The organism is Stutzerimonas kunmingensis (assembly GCF_021432085.1).
GTDB lineage: Bacteria > Pseudomonadota > Gammaproteobacteria > Pseudomonadales > Pseudomonadaceae > Stutzerimonas.
In genome coordinates, this window is the sequence record NZ_CP090366.1 from 1,942,234 (window position 1) to 1,956,212 (window position 13,979).

Annotated in this window: 15 protein-coding genes; 5 read left to right on the forward strand and 10 right to left on the reverse strand. The window is 64.2% G+C overall.

The window, feature by feature from the left end; genetic code table 11:
- The first annotated feature begins 10 nt into the window (after positions 1 to 10).
- Positions 11 to 1,141, forward strand: coding sequence for a GNAT family N-acetyltransferase (locus LW136_RS09265; RefSeq protein WP_234175032.1), 1,131 nt, complete (start codon positions 11 to 13; stop codon positions 1,139 to 1,141).
- Between the two features lie 9 nt (positions 1,142 to 1,150).
- Here LW136_RS09265 and LW136_RS09270 read toward each other — a convergent pair whose 3' ends face one another.
- The 3 genes from LW136_RS09270 to LW136_RS09280 form a co-directional block, all read right to left on the reverse strand.
- A complete protein-coding gene (locus LW136_RS09270; RefSeq protein WP_014820017.1) occupies positions 1,151 to 1,573 on the reverse strand; it encodes a DUF6306 domain-containing protein in 423 nt (140 codons plus the stop codon).
- Positions 1,574 to 1,670: 97 nt separating this feature from the next.
- On the reverse strand, positions 1,671 to 2,225 hold the full coding sequence (locus LW136_RS09275; RefSeq protein WP_041013647.1) for a peptidylprolyl isomerase: 555 nt from the start codon (positions 2,223 to 2,225) through the stop codon (positions 1,671 to 1,673).
- Positions 2,226 to 2,253: 28 nt separating this feature from the next.
- Entirely contained in the window at positions 2,254 to 3,162 is a 909-nt protein-coding gene (locus LW136_RS09280) for a LysR family transcriptional regulator (protein WP_014820018.1), read from the reverse strand.
- Positions 3,163 to 3,223: 61 nt separating this feature from the next.
- On the opposite strand from LW136_RS09280, the gene LW136_RS09285 reads away from it, so the two are divergent.
- Entirely contained in the window at positions 3,224 to 3,544 is a 321-nt protein-coding gene (locus LW136_RS09285; RefSeq protein ID WP_023447110.1) for a hypothetical protein, read from the forward strand.
- A 46-nt stretch (positions 3,545 to 3,590) separates the two neighbouring features.
- Here LW136_RS09285 and LW136_RS09290 read toward each other — a convergent pair whose 3' ends face one another.
- Entirely contained in the window at positions 3,591 to 4,025 is a 435-nt protein-coding gene (locus LW136_RS09290; protein ID WP_234175033.1) for an anti-virulence regulator CigR family protein, read from the reverse strand.
- 149 nt (positions 4,026 to 4,174) lie between these two features.
- Here LW136_RS09290 and LW136_RS09295 point away from each other — a divergent pair, with 149 nt between their 5' ends.
- Complete coding sequence (locus LW136_RS09295; protein ID WP_003303968.1) at positions 4,175 to 5,506, forward strand: DEAD/DEAH box helicase; 1,332 nt, start codon at positions 4,175 to 4,177, stop codon at positions 5,504 to 5,506.
- A 16-nt stretch (positions 5,507 to 5,522) separates the two neighbouring features.
- Here LW136_RS09295 and LW136_RS09300 read toward each other — a convergent pair whose 3' ends face one another.
- Complete coding sequence (locus LW136_RS09300; protein WP_023447113.1) at positions 5,523 to 5,819, reverse strand: hypothetical protein; 297 nt, start codon at positions 5,817 to 5,819, stop codon at positions 5,523 to 5,525.
- 144 nt (positions 5,820 to 5,963) lie between these two features.
- Here LW136_RS09300 and LW136_RS09305 point away from each other — a divergent pair, with 144 nt between their 5' ends.
- On the forward strand, positions 5,964 to 6,341 hold the full coding sequence (locus LW136_RS09305) for a transcriptional regulator (protein WP_234175034.1): 378 nt from the start codon (positions 5,964 to 5,966) through the stop codon (positions 6,339 to 6,341).
- Positions 6,342 to 6,353: 12 nt separating this feature from the next.
- On the opposite strand, the gene LW136_RS09310 is transcribed toward LW136_RS09305, so the two are convergent.
- Entirely contained in the window at positions 6,354 to 7,208 is an 855-nt protein-coding gene (locus LW136_RS09310) for a LysR substrate-binding domain-containing protein (protein WP_003303972.1), read from the reverse strand.
- Between the two features lie 96 nt (positions 7,209 to 7,304).
- Between LW136_RS09310 and LW136_RS09315 the strand changes: the two genes are divergently transcribed.
- Positions 7,305 to 7,541, forward strand: a complete 237-nt coding sequence (locus LW136_RS09315) for a DUF1127 domain-containing protein (RefSeq protein WP_234175248.1) — start codon at positions 7,305 to 7,307, stop codon at positions 7,539 to 7,541.
- Here LW136_RS09315 and LW136_RS09320 read toward each other — a convergent pair.
- The 4 genes from LW136_RS09320 to LW136_RS09335 form a co-directional block, all read right to left on the reverse strand.
- Positions 7,535 to 8,290, reverse strand: a complete 756-nt coding sequence (locus tag LW136_RS09320; protein WP_014820023.1) for a sulfite exporter TauE/SafE family protein — start codon at positions 8,288 to 8,290, stop codon at positions 7,535 to 7,537. The two genes, LW136_RS09315 and LW136_RS09320, sit on opposite strands and share 7 nt — an antisense overlap.
- A gap of 170 nt (positions 8,291 to 8,460) precedes the next feature.
- Entirely contained in the window at positions 8,461 to 9,021 is a 561-nt protein-coding gene (locus LW136_RS09325; protein ID WP_234175035.1) for a Tll0287-like domain-containing protein, read from the reverse strand.
- A 104-nt stretch (positions 9,022 to 9,125) separates the two neighbouring features.
- Positions 9,126 to 11,108, reverse strand: a complete 1,983-nt coding sequence (mnmC, locus tag LW136_RS09330) for a bifunctional tRNA (5-methylaminomethyl-2-thiouridine)(34)-methyltransferase MnmC2/FAD-dependent 5-carboxymethylaminomethyl-2-thiouridine(34) oxidoreductase MnmC1 (RefSeq protein ID WP_234175036.1) — start codon at positions 11,106 to 11,108, stop codon at positions 9,126 to 9,128.
- A gap of 71 nt (positions 11,109 to 11,179) precedes the next feature.
- Positions 11,180 to 13,936, reverse strand: coding sequence for a response regulator (locus LW136_RS09335; RefSeq protein WP_234175037.1), 2,757 nt, complete (start codon positions 13,934 to 13,936; stop codon positions 11,180 to 11,182).
- Between the last annotated feature and the right edge of the window lie 43 nt (positions 13,937 to 13,979).

Consider the following 13,979-nt stretch of genomic DNA (forward strand, 5'->3'; position numbering starts at 1 on the left):
GACTGCGCGCATGCCTATCCAGACCCTGTACCGCCTCGCCGAACTGCCCCCCGCCGAATGGGACGCGCTGCTGAGCGATGATCAGCCCTTCCTTCGTCACGCCTTCCTCTACGCGCTGGAAGACAGCGGCAGCGTGGGGGGGCGTAGCGGCTGGCAACCTGCCCATCTCCTGCTGCGCGACCCGCAGGGCGCGTTGCAGGCAGCCTTGCCGCTGTATCGCAAGTTTCATTCGTACGGTGAGTACGTGTTCGATTGGGCGTGGGCGGATGCCTGCCAGCGGGCCGGCATCGCCTACTACCCCAAGCTGCTTTGCGCGGTGCCTTTCACCCCGGTCACCGGCAGTCGCCTGCTGGGCGACGTACAGGCTGCCGGTGAGCTGCTCGATGTACTCACCGCTGGGCTTGAAAGGCAGGAACTGTCGGGGCTTCACGTGAATTTCAGCGAGCCGCGGGCCGATCAGCTGCTGGCGGGGCGGGATGGCTGGCTGGAGCGCATCGGCTGCCAGTTTCATTGGCACAACCGTGGTTACCGGGATTTTCAGGACTTTCTCGATGCACTGACCTCGCGCAAGCGCAAACAGTTGCGCAAGGAACGCGAACAGGTGGCGGGGCAGGGCATCAGCTTCGAGTGGCGCGATGGGCACGAACTCAGCGAGGCGGAATGGGATTTCGTCTATGCCTGCTACGCCAACACCTATCAGGTCCGCGGTCAGACGCCCTATCTGACTCGGCAATTCTTCAGCCTGTTGGCCGAGCGCATGCCGCAGGCGATTCGCGTGGTGCTGGCATTACAGGGTTCGAGGCCGGTGGCGATGGCCTTCAGCCTGCGCAGTGCGTCTGGCCTGTACGGTCGTTACTGGGGCTGTCTGGCGGAGTTTGACCGGCTGCACTTCGAGACGTGCTTCTACCAGGGTATCGATCAGGCCATCGCGGGCGGCCTGGAGCGGTTCGATGCCGGGACGCAGGGTGAGCACAAGCTCATTCGTGGCTTCGAGCCGGTGATCACGCGCTCCTGGCACTATCTGCAGCACCCCGGTTTGCGCGCCGCGGTAGCGGATTTCCTCCAGCAGGAACGTGCGGGGGTGCTGGCGTACGCCGAGGCGGCGCGCCAGGCGCTGCCGTACCGGCAGGCCGGCAGCTAGTCGTTTGTCTCAGGCGTGGGAGGCGGCGCTGTTCTCCTCGTGGATCAGCAGCATGCGTTGCAGTTCGCTACGCAGCAGCGGGTCCTGGCATCCCGGCAGGTACTCGCGCAGTTTGCGGATCACCCACTGCTGACCCCTGTCGATGAAGGGCAGACGCTCGTCCAGCGATTCGATAGCCATCGCCTTGCCGTAGAAGGCGCCGGTTTCCTTGTTGGGTTCCAGCCCCAGATGTTGCAGGCAGTTGAGCAGCAACTTGCAGCTTTCGATTTCGCCCTGGCGGACCTGCTCGAGCAGTTGCCGTTGCTCCGGTGTGCAGGGTTGTTGCAACGAGTCGCCGGCCACCTTGGCCCCGGCGCGCTCCGCGCTGAGCAGGTCCTGCAGCAGCTGGGCTTCGCCTTCCGGGGTGTTCAGTGGGCTTTGTGGTTCGGTCATGTCGCGATCTCCTGTCGGTTGAGGGTTTCGCACGCTGGCGGCAGCCGGGTATGTGCCGGCAGAAATGAAAAGGGCCGGTGAACCGGCCCCTCGGGGATCAGAGTTTCTTCGCGGTGATGATCTTCACCGGGGTCAGCGGCACGTTCTGCATCATGGCGCGGTTGCCGGTGGGCACCTGGGCGATCTGGTCGACCACCTCCATGCCGCGTACGACCTTGGCGAACACCGCGTAGCCAAAGTCGCGGCCACCGTGATCGAGGAAATCGTTGTCGCGATGGTTGATGAAGAACTGGCTGGTAGCCGAATTCACGTTCTGGGTCCGGGCCATTGCGACGGTGCCGCGCACGTTGTGCAGCCCATTGTCCGCCTCGTTCTTGATCGGGGCCTTGGTCGGCTTCTGGTTCAGGCCTTCGCCGAAGCCGCCGCCCTGGACCATGAAACCTGGAATGACGCGGTGGAACACGGTGCCGTCATAAAAGCCGCTGTCGACGTAGCCGAGGAAGTTCTCGACGCTGATCGGTGCCTTTTCCGCTTCGAGCTCCAGCTCGATCTCGCCCATGCTGGTGGTCAGCAGTACGCGAGGGTTTTCCGCGGCGAACAGGTTGCCGGCCAGCAGAACGGTACAGGCGGCGAGGGCGATGCGTTTCAACATGATGTCTTTCCTGATGTTGGGGAAGCTGTCAGCCGGCCAGTGGAGTGGCCTGGCCAGCATCGTACGTCTTGATCAGCTCGATGAGAATCCGGGTAGCCGGCCCGAGCGGTCTGTCGTGGTTAGTGTAGAGATAGAACAGTGGCCGGCGAATACTGCCTTGGACCAGTGGCAGCGGCTTGAGTATGCCCTCGGCCAGTTCGCGCCCGATCAGATGCCGGGGCAGCCAGGCGAAGCCCAGACCGCTGCTGACGAAGGCCACGGAAGTCGCCAGGCTGCCCACCGTCCAGCGCTGTTCGGCACCCAGCCATCCGGCATCACGAGGTTGGCGCAGGCCCGTATCACGCACCACAATCTGCATCTGGCTCTGCAGGTCCTGCACGCTGAGCTTGCGTCCGAGCTGGTGAAGGGCATGGTTGGCGTGTGCCACGGCGACGAACTCCACGGTACTGAGCTCGCTGCCCAGATAGCCGGTGATGTCCAGGCCGCTGATGGCGAGGTCCGCGGTGCCGTCCTTGAGCACTTCCTCGACCCCGGAGAGCACTTCCTCGCGCAGGCGCACCCGGCAGCCGCGGCTCTTTGGCATGAATTCGGTGAGCGCCTGGATCAGCTTGGCGCTGGGGTAGGCGGCATCGACAACCAGGCGCACCTCGGCTTCCCAGCCTTGTTCCATGTGGTGCGCCAGTTCTTCCAGCTGACTGGCCTGTGTGACCAGCTGTCGCGACCGGCGCAGCAGCACTTCTCCTGCCTCGGTCAGCACTGCCTTGCGCCCGTCTATGCGCAATAGCGGCACGCCCAGTTGTTCCTGCATGCGTGCCACGGTGTAGCTGACCGAAGACTGCGACCGATGCAGCGCTTCGGCCGCCTGGGCGAAGCCGCCGTGATCGATGACCGCCTGCAGGGTGCGCCACTGATCGAGGGTCACACGGGGCACTTTCATTCCTTCGGTTCCTTTAGCAAGGTCTGTTAGGCTGGCCACTCTGTAGAGGAGCCCAGTCAAAATGAAAACAATCGGTTACCTACTCGTCGCCTTGCTGCCACTCACGGCCAATGCGGTCACTTATCCGGTAGACGTCGAGCAGCAGCTCAACGGCGCGGAGATCACCGTCACCCCGCAGACCATTGATCGTGACCTCGCCGGGCTACTGCTGCTCAACTATGGGGGCACGGCTGCAGTGTGTACCGCCGTGTTCCAGAACGGCCCGGAAGCGCCGCGCACGCGACGCACGGAGTTGCAACCAGGTGAGCGCAAGGCACTGACGTCCAAGTTCAAGCGCGACGTGATTCGCCTGCGCATCAAGTTGACCTGCCAGCCAGAGTAGGACGCTAGGCTGCCCTCATCGCGCGGGCTGCCTGAACGCGAACCGATCAATCCAGTATGTTCTCGAGTATTTCGTAAACGATGCCGGTGGCGATGGCGACCAGAACCACGTCGCGGCCGATCTGTTTCCACTCGTAGCCTTCGTAGCGCGGCAGGCGTCCCAGCAGGCGGCTGTCCATGTTCTTGGCGATGCCCGGCGGTAGCGGCTTGCCGCGCGCCAGATTCTTCTGGATGCCCGGTGGCAGAGACGAGACCGGCGCTAGCAGATCGCGATGACTACGCAGGGTGATGCGGACCGAACCAATGTCCACCGACGGACCCTGGTAGCGATGCGGCTGCTGTGCCGAAGGCTGATGCTGTTGTGCGCGGTCGGGCTTGCCCTTGCCAGGGTGATCACTGTTCGGCTGCGCGGCGCCGGCAGCGGCGTATAACGCCAGTGAAAGTGCGCCAGTCAGCAATACCACTCGCTTTTTGGACATCATGCGAACCTCTTGAGTATTAAGCCGCTTCGATCTCCTCAGCTTAGCCTGTGTTTGCCTGGGAAAACATGGCGACCGTTACAGAACGCGCCTTTGCCCTGCAGACGAGTTACCCTATGCCATTGTTTTTTTCGACCTCCGAGGTAGCTCCCTTGTTTGACCAATTCGCCCTGCACGAACGCCTGCTAAAGGCCGTCGCCGAACTCAAATTCGTCGAGCCGACTCCAGTGCAGGTGGCGGCCATTCCGCCGGCGCTGGAAGGGCGTGACCTGCGGGTGACGGCACAGACTGGCAGCGGCAAGACCGCCGCCTTCGTACTGCCGATGCTCAATCGGCTGATTGGCGATGCCGTGGTGCGCACCGATGTTCGGGCGCTGATTCTGTTGCCGACCCGAGAGCTGGCGCAGCAGACGCTGAAGGAGGTCGAGCGTTTCTCGCAATTCACCTTCATCAAGTCGGCGATGATTACCGGTGGCGAGGACTTCAAGGTCCAGGCCGCAGTCATGCGCAAGGTGCCGGACATTCTCATCGGCACGCCTGGGCGCATGATCGAGCACCTGAATGCCGGCACGCTGGTCCTCAAGGATGTCGAGATGCTGATCCTCGACGAAGCCGACCGCATGCTCGACATGGGCTTTGCCGAGGACGTGCAGCGTCTGGTCGGCGAGTGCGCCAAACGCCAGCAGACGCTGCTGTTTTCCGCGACCAGTGGCGGCGCCGCGCTGCGCGAGATGACCGCCAGCGTGCTGCGCGATCCGCTGCACCTGCAGCTCAACCGCGTTAGCGAACTCAACGAAGGCACGCGCCAGCAGATCATCACTGCCGAAAACACCGAACATAAGGAAAAGTTGGTGCACTGGCTGCTCGCCAACGAGACGTACAAGAAGGCAGTGATCTTCACCAACACCCGCGTACAGGCCGACCGCCTCTACGGCCGGCTCGTTGCCGAGGGCGTGAAGGCGTTCGTGCTGCATGGCGACAAGGACCAGAAAGACCGCAAGCTGGCGATCGACCGGGTCAAGGAAGGCGGCGTCAAGGTGCTGGTCGCGACCGACGTGGCGGCGCGCGGGCTGGATATCGAAGGGCTGGATCTGGTGATCAACTTCGACATGCCGCGCTCGGGCGACGAGTACGTGCACCGTATCGGTCGTACGGGGCGCGCCGGTGGCGAAGGGCTGGCGATCTCGCTGATCTGCCACAACGACTGGAACCTGATGTCGAGCATCGAGCGTTATCTCAAGCAGCGTTTCGAGCGGCGGGTGATCAAGGGGCTGAAAGGCAGCTACATGGGCCCGAAGAACCTTAAAGCATCGGGCAAGGCAGCTGGCACCAAGAAGAAAAAGATCGAAAAGAAGAAAGGCACCGAGAAGAAATCCAAACCTGCCGGCAAGCGCCCGAATGGCGCCAAGCGCGAGTCACCGTCGCCGGTGGTGAGCCAGGATGGCATGGCGCCGCTCAAGCGCAAGAAGCCGACGGCCGAGTAACCGTCGGCCTTCAGCCTCAGCGCTGCGCGTCGGCCGGTGGGATGTCGGCCTCGCGTTCCGCTTCCTCGATCTGCTTCAGACGCTTGTCATAGGCCTCGCACTCGTCGCCCAACTGGTCGGCGGTGCGCTTGGCTTCCATCTGGCGAATCTCCTCATTGATTTCCTTGGCGCGCTCCGGATTGCTCTTGGTGAGCTGATTGACGCGTTCGGCCAGCTGTTCGGCCTTGGCATTCACTTCGTCCGGGGTGCACGCGGCGTGCACGGTCGGGCTGGCCAGTGCGGCGGCGGTCAGGGCAATCATCAGCAATTTCATGGCTCGCTCCTCGTTCAATCGGTCTGAACGGTGGATCGCAGCGCAGCCGCTTTAGTTCAGACAACGAACCGGTCGACGTGGTGAAAGGTCCCAATCAGTAGGCGCCTCATTCGCGAGGCGGACATCTGCTGAGGGAGAACGACCATGAGCTATAACTGGGGCCTTATCCAGCGTCTGTTGCATGAAGTTCAACGCGGCGCCAATGACAGTTTCAAGCCACGCCACTACGCCGAAGAACATGCGACGCAGATGGAAAGTGAAGGTCAGCCGATGCCGAATCTTGACAGCCTGCGTGCCGAGGCGGCCGACTACGAAAGCTTGCTATTCGAAGGTGGCTTCATTGTTTCGCGGCCCGAGGAGGAGGGCGGCAATGGCGAGAATTTCGTCCTTACCGAGCGCGGCTCGCGTTTGCTGGCGATTCTCGACGATCCACAGGAGACGCAGCGCCAGCACTTGGCGGAAAAGGGCGATGCGGCGCTAGTGCCGGAAGTGTTCGACGAGATGGCGGCCGGTCGCCCATGACCGGCGTTGTCGTTACAGGCGAAAGCCATCGGCGATGTAGCCGGCGAGCGTTTCGCTGACCGGTGACTGCTGCTGCGGGTTGCGCAGCAGCACGATGCTGGTTTGAGGCAGGCGCGGCAGGCCCTCCTTTTCACCGAGTATCTGCAGATCGGCAGGAATCAGGCTCTGCAGCTGCGCGGTCAGCGCCAATCCTGCCCCCACGATCGCCATGATCGCCGACAGGCTCGGGCTGCTATAGGCGATCCGGTACTCGATTTCCCGCGCATCCAGCGCATTGCATACCCAGGCGCGACAGAAACAATCGGTATTGAACGTTGCCAGCGGCAGGGGGCGATGCTCATGCAGGTCGAAGCCCGGGGCGGCGGCCCAGACCACGTGCTCCTGGCGCAACAACTGGCCAATCTCGGTGCCCGGTTCGCGGGTGACGATGCTCAGGTCCAGATCCCGTCGCTGCAACAACTGGGTCGATGGCTCGCAATGCACCTCGACTTGCACCAGCGGATACGCCTGGGCGAAGCGCGAAAGAATGCCGGGTAGAAAGCGCATGACATAGTCGTCCGGCGTGCCGATGCGTACCGCGCCGACCATGTGTGGCTGGCGCAGGGTGGTCATGACTTCGCCGTGCAGTTTGAGAATGCGCCGCGCGTAGCCCAGCAGTATCTGGCCCTCGGCAGTAAACCTGACCTGCCGACCGTTGCGCTCGAATAGCGGACGCTGCAACACATCCTCTTCCAGGCGTTTCATCTGCATGCTCACCGCCGACTGGGTGCGGTTCACCGCGGCTGCGGCACGGGTGAAACCGCCGTGGTCAGCGATGGCCACGAAGCTGCGCAGCAGCTCGGTGTCGATATTCGGGTAGTTGGCTATTCATCAATCCTCGAGATGCAAGGCATCAGGAACATTCGTTGGATTGATCTTAATCCGGGCGCGAGACTGACGCCAACCCAACTGGAGGGCGTCGTGATGAACATGCACAAAGTCGCTTTGCAATCTTTCCACCTGCCGAAGGCACTTCGGGCACCCGCGCCGGGATTGCTGCTGCAGGCCTGGCACAAGCTGCAGCGCTGGAGCGAACTGGCACGCCAACGGCGCCAGCTGGCCGCGCTCGGTGACGACATGCTCAAGGACATCGGCCGCAGCCGTGCCGACATCGAATGGGAAGTGAACCGGCCGTTCTGGGACGACCCTGATCGTCAGTGACCCAGCACCAGCTTTTGAATCCCCAGCGACAGGCTGACGGTGACCAACATGAGCGCGAACAGGCGCTGCAGCAGACTGCTGTTGAGGTATTGCGCCAAGCGGTTGCCGGCCAGCACGCCGAAGGCACCGCCCAGCGCCAGGCCGCCGAGCAGCGGTAGTGGTGGCTCGGCATCGGTAAGGTAGAGCAGGAAGCCACCGCCGCTGACGACGGCGATCACCGCCATCGATGTGGCCATGGCGCTGAGCAGCGATAGCGAAGTAAACCAGAGCAGCGCCGGGACGATGAGAAAGCCGCCGCCGACACCCATCAGCCCGGAGAGCAGTCCAACGCCAACGCCGATGCCCAGCAGCGCCAGCTGTCGATCCTCGACGTTCTCCTTGGCCGGCAGGTTGGCGCCGCGCCACATGCGCCAGGCGGACCACAGCACCAACAGGCAGAAACCGATGATCAGTGCGCGCTCCGGTATGAACTGCCCGAGCCATTGACCGGCAGCGTTGCCCGGCAAGCCGCAGACAGCCAGCAGCATGACCGGGCGCCAGGCGACCTGGCCGAGCCGCGCCCGCGGAATCGCGCCGATGAGTGCGGACATGGCCACCGCACCGAGGCTGACGCCGATGGCATCGCGCAATGGCAGGTGCAGGCTGAGTAGCAGGGGCAGGGCGACCAACGAGCCACCGGCGCCGGTGAGGCCAAGCAAGAGGCCGAGAATGAGGCCGATGCCCAGTGCTTCCAGCAGTAGAACGTCCATCAGGCAAAGCTGCCGGATGCCAGGGGAATGGTAGGGACCGTATCGGTTTGCATGCGTGCTCCGTCGTCAGCGTTCCATCGTCCATCGTTGGTACGCTCGCGCTGGCGAGCGTTCCTTGGATGAACGGCGGGTCGCAGTGGTGCCACGCACCCGCCGACGGAGTGTAAGGCCTATCGGCGTGGCAGGGCACGGCTGAGGGTGAAGGCGCCGCGCAGATCGCCCTCGCGAAACCCGCGGGCCTGATCCTGCGGGTAGTGCCGGTCGATCAGCTCCACCAGCTCCGGCTTGATCTTTTCGCCGTGACAACCCAGGCAGGCCTCAGCGGTGCCGATCGCCTGCATGTAGCGGTACTCGCCTGCCACTATCTCACCATGCTTGAGCTGTTCGATCGGTTCACCTGCAGCCGAGCGCTTGGCGAACTGCTCCAGCACCGAGCGCTCCCAGGTGTCTGGCGCGTTGTCCGGATTGCGCAGCTTCAGCGCGGTGCGGCCTACCTTCCAGGGCGCCTGGCTATGCTGGCTGGCGATTCCCGGCGCGAGAAGACGGCATGCCTTGACGGCTTCCGCCGGGCCACCGTCTGCCATCGCCTGCTTGACCGTGCCAAGCAACTGCTGCTGGAACGGTGGAATCAGGCTGGCAGCCTCGCCGCGCAGCTGCTCGGTATCGACGTCAGGCGCGGCGTGGGCCTGCAATGCAAACCAGCCGAGCGTCAGCAAAGACAGTGATTTCATGATGCCTCCCAGGATGTGAAATATAGTGGGGGGAGTATCCGTGCGGGCGACGCACGATGCAAGTCGCAGCCTGCGGTAGGCAGCGGCTCGGGCATCGGAGCGTCTCAGGTGCCGCGAATCAGCTTGCGTAGCAGGAAACGATTGGGGTGGCAGGCTTCGGCGACGTCCCGAGGCAGCGGCAACGGTTCGTCGTCCAGCCAGGCGGCCAGCAGCTCGCCGGACAGCGGGGCGCTGATCATTCCGCGCGAGCCATGTGCAGTATTGACGTACAGCCCGCCGAGCCACGGGCAGGGCGCGTGCAGCGACTGACGGGCGTTCTTGCCCAACGCCGCATAGGTTTCGGCGAAGGCCTCGGGCTCGGCCAGGGGCCCTATCAGCGGCAGATAGTCCGGGCTGGTACAGCGAAATGCCACGCGCCCGTCCAGCTCCTCGGTACGTTGCGGGTCCGCCTGCAGACGCTGGTACAGGTCCGCTGAAATCTGCTCGAGCATTTCCAGATTCGCCTGGTGTTCGGCGACGCTGGGGGTATCGTCGGTCTGCTGGAAGTTGAAGCTGGCACCCAGCGTGTGCGTGCCATCTCGGGGTGGCGCGACGTAGCCCTTGGCGCACAGCACGGTGCGCAGCTGGCCGCTCTGGGTGTTCGCCGGCAGGCAGGAAATCTGCCCGCGAATACGCTTGAGCGGCAGCCAGGCGCTCTGGCTGAAACGCGCGGCGTCCGCCGCGCCGGTCAGGATCACCACGGGCGCTTCGGCCAACAATGCTTGGCCGCCCAGCACCTGCCAGGATTGCCCGTTGCGGCGCAATTCGAGCGCTTCATGATGCCTGTGCAGCTCGATTCCCGGTCGCCGCAGCAGCCATTGGCATAGCGCCGGTGGGTTGGCCCAGCCGGCTTCGGGGTAGAACAATCCGCCCTCGGCCAGGGCCACTCCGGCCAGCGCCTCAGCGGCTTCGCGCGACAGCGGATGGACCAGCGAGGCTGGGAAGGCTGCCGCCAGCTCGGCCTGGCGTTCGCGCTCCTTTTCGTCGTAGATCAGTTGCAGTACGCCGCACGCCTGCCAGTCCTGGCCTGCTTGCAGATTGCTCAGCAACCGGCGCGTGTAGCTGAAGCCGCTGACCACCAGCCGCGACAGTGCGGTGCCGTGGGCAGAAAGCTTGAGGTAGAGCACGCCTTGCGGGTTGCCCGAGCCTTCCTGTGCCGCCGCGGCGTGGCGCTCGAGGACCGTCACCTTCCAGCCGCGGGCGGCCAGCGATGCAGCCGTCGCGCAGCCGGCCAGGCCGGCGCCGACGATTACCGCGTGGCGTTCGGCCGTCGTATAGCCCGGGCGAGCGAACCAGGGCTTGTCCGAAATGCTGACGTTGGCGGCTCGCAGGCGCCCGCGCAGAATCTCGCGTTTGTGGCCGTAGCCGGGCACCCGCTGCATGTCGAAGCCGGCCTCGATCAGGCCGCGCCGCACAAAGCCGGCGCTGGTGAACGTGCCCAGCGTTGCGTCGGGCGCGGAAAGCCTGGCCAGCTCGGCGAACAGCATCGGTTGCCACATCTGCGGATTCTTCGCCGGGGCAAAGCCGTCGAGGAACCAGGCATCGACCTGCGCATCCAGGCTCGACAGGCATTCGAGCACGTCGCCGATCAGCAGGGTCAGCACAACGCGGCCGCCAGCGAAGACGAAACGCTGATAGCCCGGATTCAGCGCCACGTACTGTTGCAGCAGTTGCCCGGACTGCGCTTGCAGCTCCGGCCACAGCGCCAGTGCGCGTTGCAAGTCCTCGCGGGTCAGCGGGTGTTTTTCGACGCTGATGAAGTGCAGCCGCGCCTGCGGGTGGGCTACGCGCTCGAACAGATGCCACGCACAAAGAAAGTTCAGCCCGGTACCGAAGCCGGTCTCACCAATCACCAGGCGCTGGTTGTCCTGTAGCGCGGCGAAGCGCCGGGGCAGATCGTTCTGCGTGAGGAACACATGTTCGGTCTCGGCCATGCCGCTGGCGCGGGAGAAGTACACGTCGCCGTACTGGCGGGACTGCGGCAGGCCGTTCTCGTCCCAGTCGAGTTCGGCATGCTGGAAGGCGTCGGAAGCGGGGTGGTCGTTCATGGTGGTTCCTGAAAGGACGGTGCAACGCGATGGGCGTCGCCGGGCGCAGATGAAGCACCCGGCACGGTCGATCAGCTGTCGACCTGGATTTCCTGCTCCAGGCGGCTGATGGCGGCGTCCAGCTCGTCGAGCGCGGCCTCGCTGTCCGGATGGTTCTGCTTGAGCAGGGTCTCGCTCTGCTGACAGGCGTTGCGCAACTGCGGCACGCCGCAATAACGGGTGGCGCCATGCAGGCGGTGTACGCGCTCGATCAACGCCTGGCGATCTCCTGCCTGGCGGGCTTCGCGAATGGTTCGGCGGTCGCCTTCCAGTGACTGCAGCAGCATGCCGAGCATGTCATCGGCGAGATCGGCCTTGCCTGCCGCCAGGCGCAGGCCTTCTTCCTCATCCAGCACTTTCAGGCTCGGTTCAGCCTGCTGCGGCGGCTCCGCTGCACGTTGCGGCTGGCTGCGTAGGGCCAGGCCGGTCCACTTCAGCACCACCTGGGCGAGCTGCCGGTCGCTGATCGGCTTGGTCAGGTAGTCGTCCATGCCGCTCTGCAGCAGCGAGCGTTTCTCGTTCGCCAGTGCATGAGCCGTGAGCGCGATGATCGGTAACGGCGCGCTGTTGTTGGTGTGCTCCCAGTGGCGAATGGCTTCGGTGGCCTGTCGGCCGTCCATGCCGGGCATTTGCACGTCCATAAGGATCAGGTCGAACGCATGCTGCTTGACCGCTTCCAGCGCGGCGTGGCCGTTATCCACCGCAACGACTTCGGCGCCCATATCGCCGAGCAGCGTTTTTACCAGCAGCAGGTTGGCCGGATTGTCATCCACGCAAAGCACACGCGCCGGCCGGTCGGGCGCCGCTGCGGTGGGTTCCGGGTAGCTTTGGTTGGGGCGTACCAGCGCCACCAGTACGCGTTGCAGCTTGCGCGTGCAGGCGGGTTTGCCCTGCAGCTGGGTATAGCTGTGGGCTTCCGGGAGGGCGTCGTGGTAGTGGCCCTGCTCGGTGGTCGGGCACAGCACCACGCATTTGCAGCCGAGCGCCTCGATTTCCATCAGGCGCCGGCTGAGCGCGTCCGGCTCGATTTCGCGGCCGGTGACGCCGAGCACGGCGAGGTCGATCAGCTGGCTGCCCTGGCGCTGAGCGCTGATGGTTTCCTGCATCTGGTCGAGGGTATCGAAGGTATGCACTTCGAGGCCGAGGCTTTCCAGCTGATGCTGCAATGCCTGGCGGGCCAGTGGGTGCTGCTCCAGCAATGCGATCCGCCGGCCCTGCAAGGCCGGGTGCGGCAGGTCTTCGATGTCGTCCCGTGCCTTCGGCAGGCTGAGGCTGATCCAGAACTCGGAGCCTTCGTCGGGGATGCTGTCGACACCGATCTCGCCGCCCATCTGCTCGATCAGTCGTTTGGAAATGACCAGTCCAAGGCCGGTACCGCCTGGCTGGCGCGACATGGAGTTGTCCGCCTGACTGAAGGCCTGGAACAGCGCGCGCAGGTCCTGATCGGTCAGGCCGATGCCGGTGTCCTGCACGCTGATGCGCAGCTGGGCGCGATCGGTATTGTCGTCCTCGACCATGGCGCGGACGGCGATGGTGCCTTCGTTGGTGAACTTGATGGCGTTGCTGATCAGATTGGTCAGCACCTGTTTGAGGCGCAGCGGATCGCCCAGCAGCGACAGCGGCGTGTCGCGATAGACCAGGCTGACCAGCTCCAGATGCTTGGTGTGTGCAGCCGGCGCGAGGATGGTCAGTGTGTCCTCGATCAGATCACGGAGGTTGAACGGGACACTGTCGAGCACCAGCTTGCCGGCCTCGATCTTGGAGAAGTCGAGAATCTCGTTGATGATTCCGAGCAGGCTGTCGGCGGACTGCTCGATGGTGCCCAGATAATCCTGCTGGCGCGGAGTGAGGTCGCTTTTCTGCAGCAGCTGGGTGAAGCCGAGGATGCCGTTCAGTGGCGTGCGGATCTCGTGGCTCATGTTGGCGAGGAATTCGGATTTGATCCGGCTGGCCTCCAGGGCCTCCTTGCGTGCCAGATCCAGTTCGATGTTCTGGATCTCGATGGTTTCCAGGTTCTGCTGCACATCCTCGGTGGCCTGGTCGATGCTCTGCTGCAGTTCTTCACGGGCGCTGAGCAGTGCTTCGGCCATGCGGTTGATGCCGGACGCGAGCTCGTCCATTTCATGGCTGCCCAATGGTGGCAGGCGGGTTTCCAGGTGGCCGTCCTTGAGCTGCGCGACGGCGCCTTTGACACGCTGCAGCGGCAGGCTGATGGCACGGCTCATGCGCAGAGCCAGCAGGGCGGTGATGATCAGGCCGGCACTCACCAGAAACAGGCTGGTCAGCAGGCTGCGATAGCCACGCAGCAGGGTGTTGTGGTGCGACAGCTCCAGCTCCAGCCAGCCGATCAGCTTTTCGTCCGGCCCGCGGGTTTCGTCGGCGAGGTTGAGGTGTCGGCTGAGCACCGGCATGAGGATGCGCGTGTGGTCCATGCTGCTGACGCGGGTCAGGCTCTCCGGATCGCCCGGCGGTGGCGGGGTCAGCATTCGCGGGCCGGCGTGTACGCGTTGAACGCGTTCGGGATCGAGAATGGTCACGGCGCGGACGTCGGCCTGATCCAGCACCTGGGTCAGGATGCGCTGCAGGCGTTTGTCGTAGCCCAGATTCATGGCCGGCGCGGCCAGTGGCGCCAGCTGCTCGGCGATGAGCTGGCCGCGCTCGTCGAGCTGGTGGCGCATCTCGGACAGCTGCATCCAGGTGAAGTAGCCACCGAGCACCACCGCCAGCAAGGTGCTGGGCAGCAGCGTCAGCATCAGCACGCGGCCACGAATTCCTAGGTCTTTCAGCACAGTCCGTCCACCGATCCTGATTGCAGCGCGCTAGTGTAGCGAC

What these genes read in the sequence shown, in the direction of transcription:
- LW136_RS09265 (WP_234175032.1), top strand. Translation starts at nt 11, where the DNA reads ATGCCTATCCAGACCCTGTACCGCCTCGCCGAACTGCCCCCCGCCGAA.
- LW136_RS09270 (WP_014820017.1), bottom strand. Translation starts at nt 1,573, where the DNA reads ATGACCGAACCACAAAGCCCACTGAACACCCCGGAAGGCGAAGCCCAG.
- LW136_RS09275 (WP_041013647.1), bottom strand. Translation starts at nt 2,225, where the DNA reads ATGTTGAAACGCATCGCCCTCGCCGCCTGTACCGTTCTGCTGGCCGGC.
- LW136_RS09280 (WP_014820018.1), bottom strand. Translation starts at nt 3,162, where the DNA reads ATGAAAGTGCCCCGTGTGACCCTCGATCAGTGGCGCACCCTGCAGGCG.
- LW136_RS09285 (WP_023447110.1), top strand. Translation starts at nt 3,224, where the DNA reads ATGAAAACAATCGGTTACCTACTCGTCGCCTTGCTGCCACTCACGGCC.
- LW136_RS09290 (WP_234175033.1), bottom strand. Translation starts at nt 4,025, where the DNA reads ATGATGTCCAAAAAGCGAGTGGTATTGCTGACTGGCGCACTTTCACTG.
- LW136_RS09300 (WP_023447113.1), bottom strand. Translation starts at nt 5,819, where the DNA reads ATGAAATTGCTGATGATTGCCCTGACCGCCGCCGCACTGGCCAGCCCG.
- LW136_RS09305 (WP_234175034.1), top strand. Translation starts at nt 5,964, where the DNA reads ATGAGCTATAACTGGGGCCTTATCCAGCGTCTGTTGCATGAAGTTCAA.
- LW136_RS09315 (WP_234175248.1), top strand. Translation starts at nt 7,305, where the DNA reads ATGAACATGCACAAAGTCGCTTTGCAATCTTTCCACCTGCCGAAGGCA.
- LW136_RS09320 (WP_014820023.1), bottom strand. Translation starts at nt 8,290, where the DNA reads ATGGACGTTCTACTGCTGGAAGCACTGGGCATCGGCCTCATTCTCGGC.
- LW136_RS09325 (WP_234175035.1), bottom strand. Translation starts at nt 9,021, where the DNA reads ATGAAATCACTGTCTTTGCTGACGCTCGGCTGGTTTGCATTGCAGGCC.
- mnmC (WP_234175036.1), bottom strand. Translation starts at nt 11,108, where the DNA reads ATGAACGACCACCCCGCTTCCGACGCCTTCCAGCATGCCGAACTCGAC.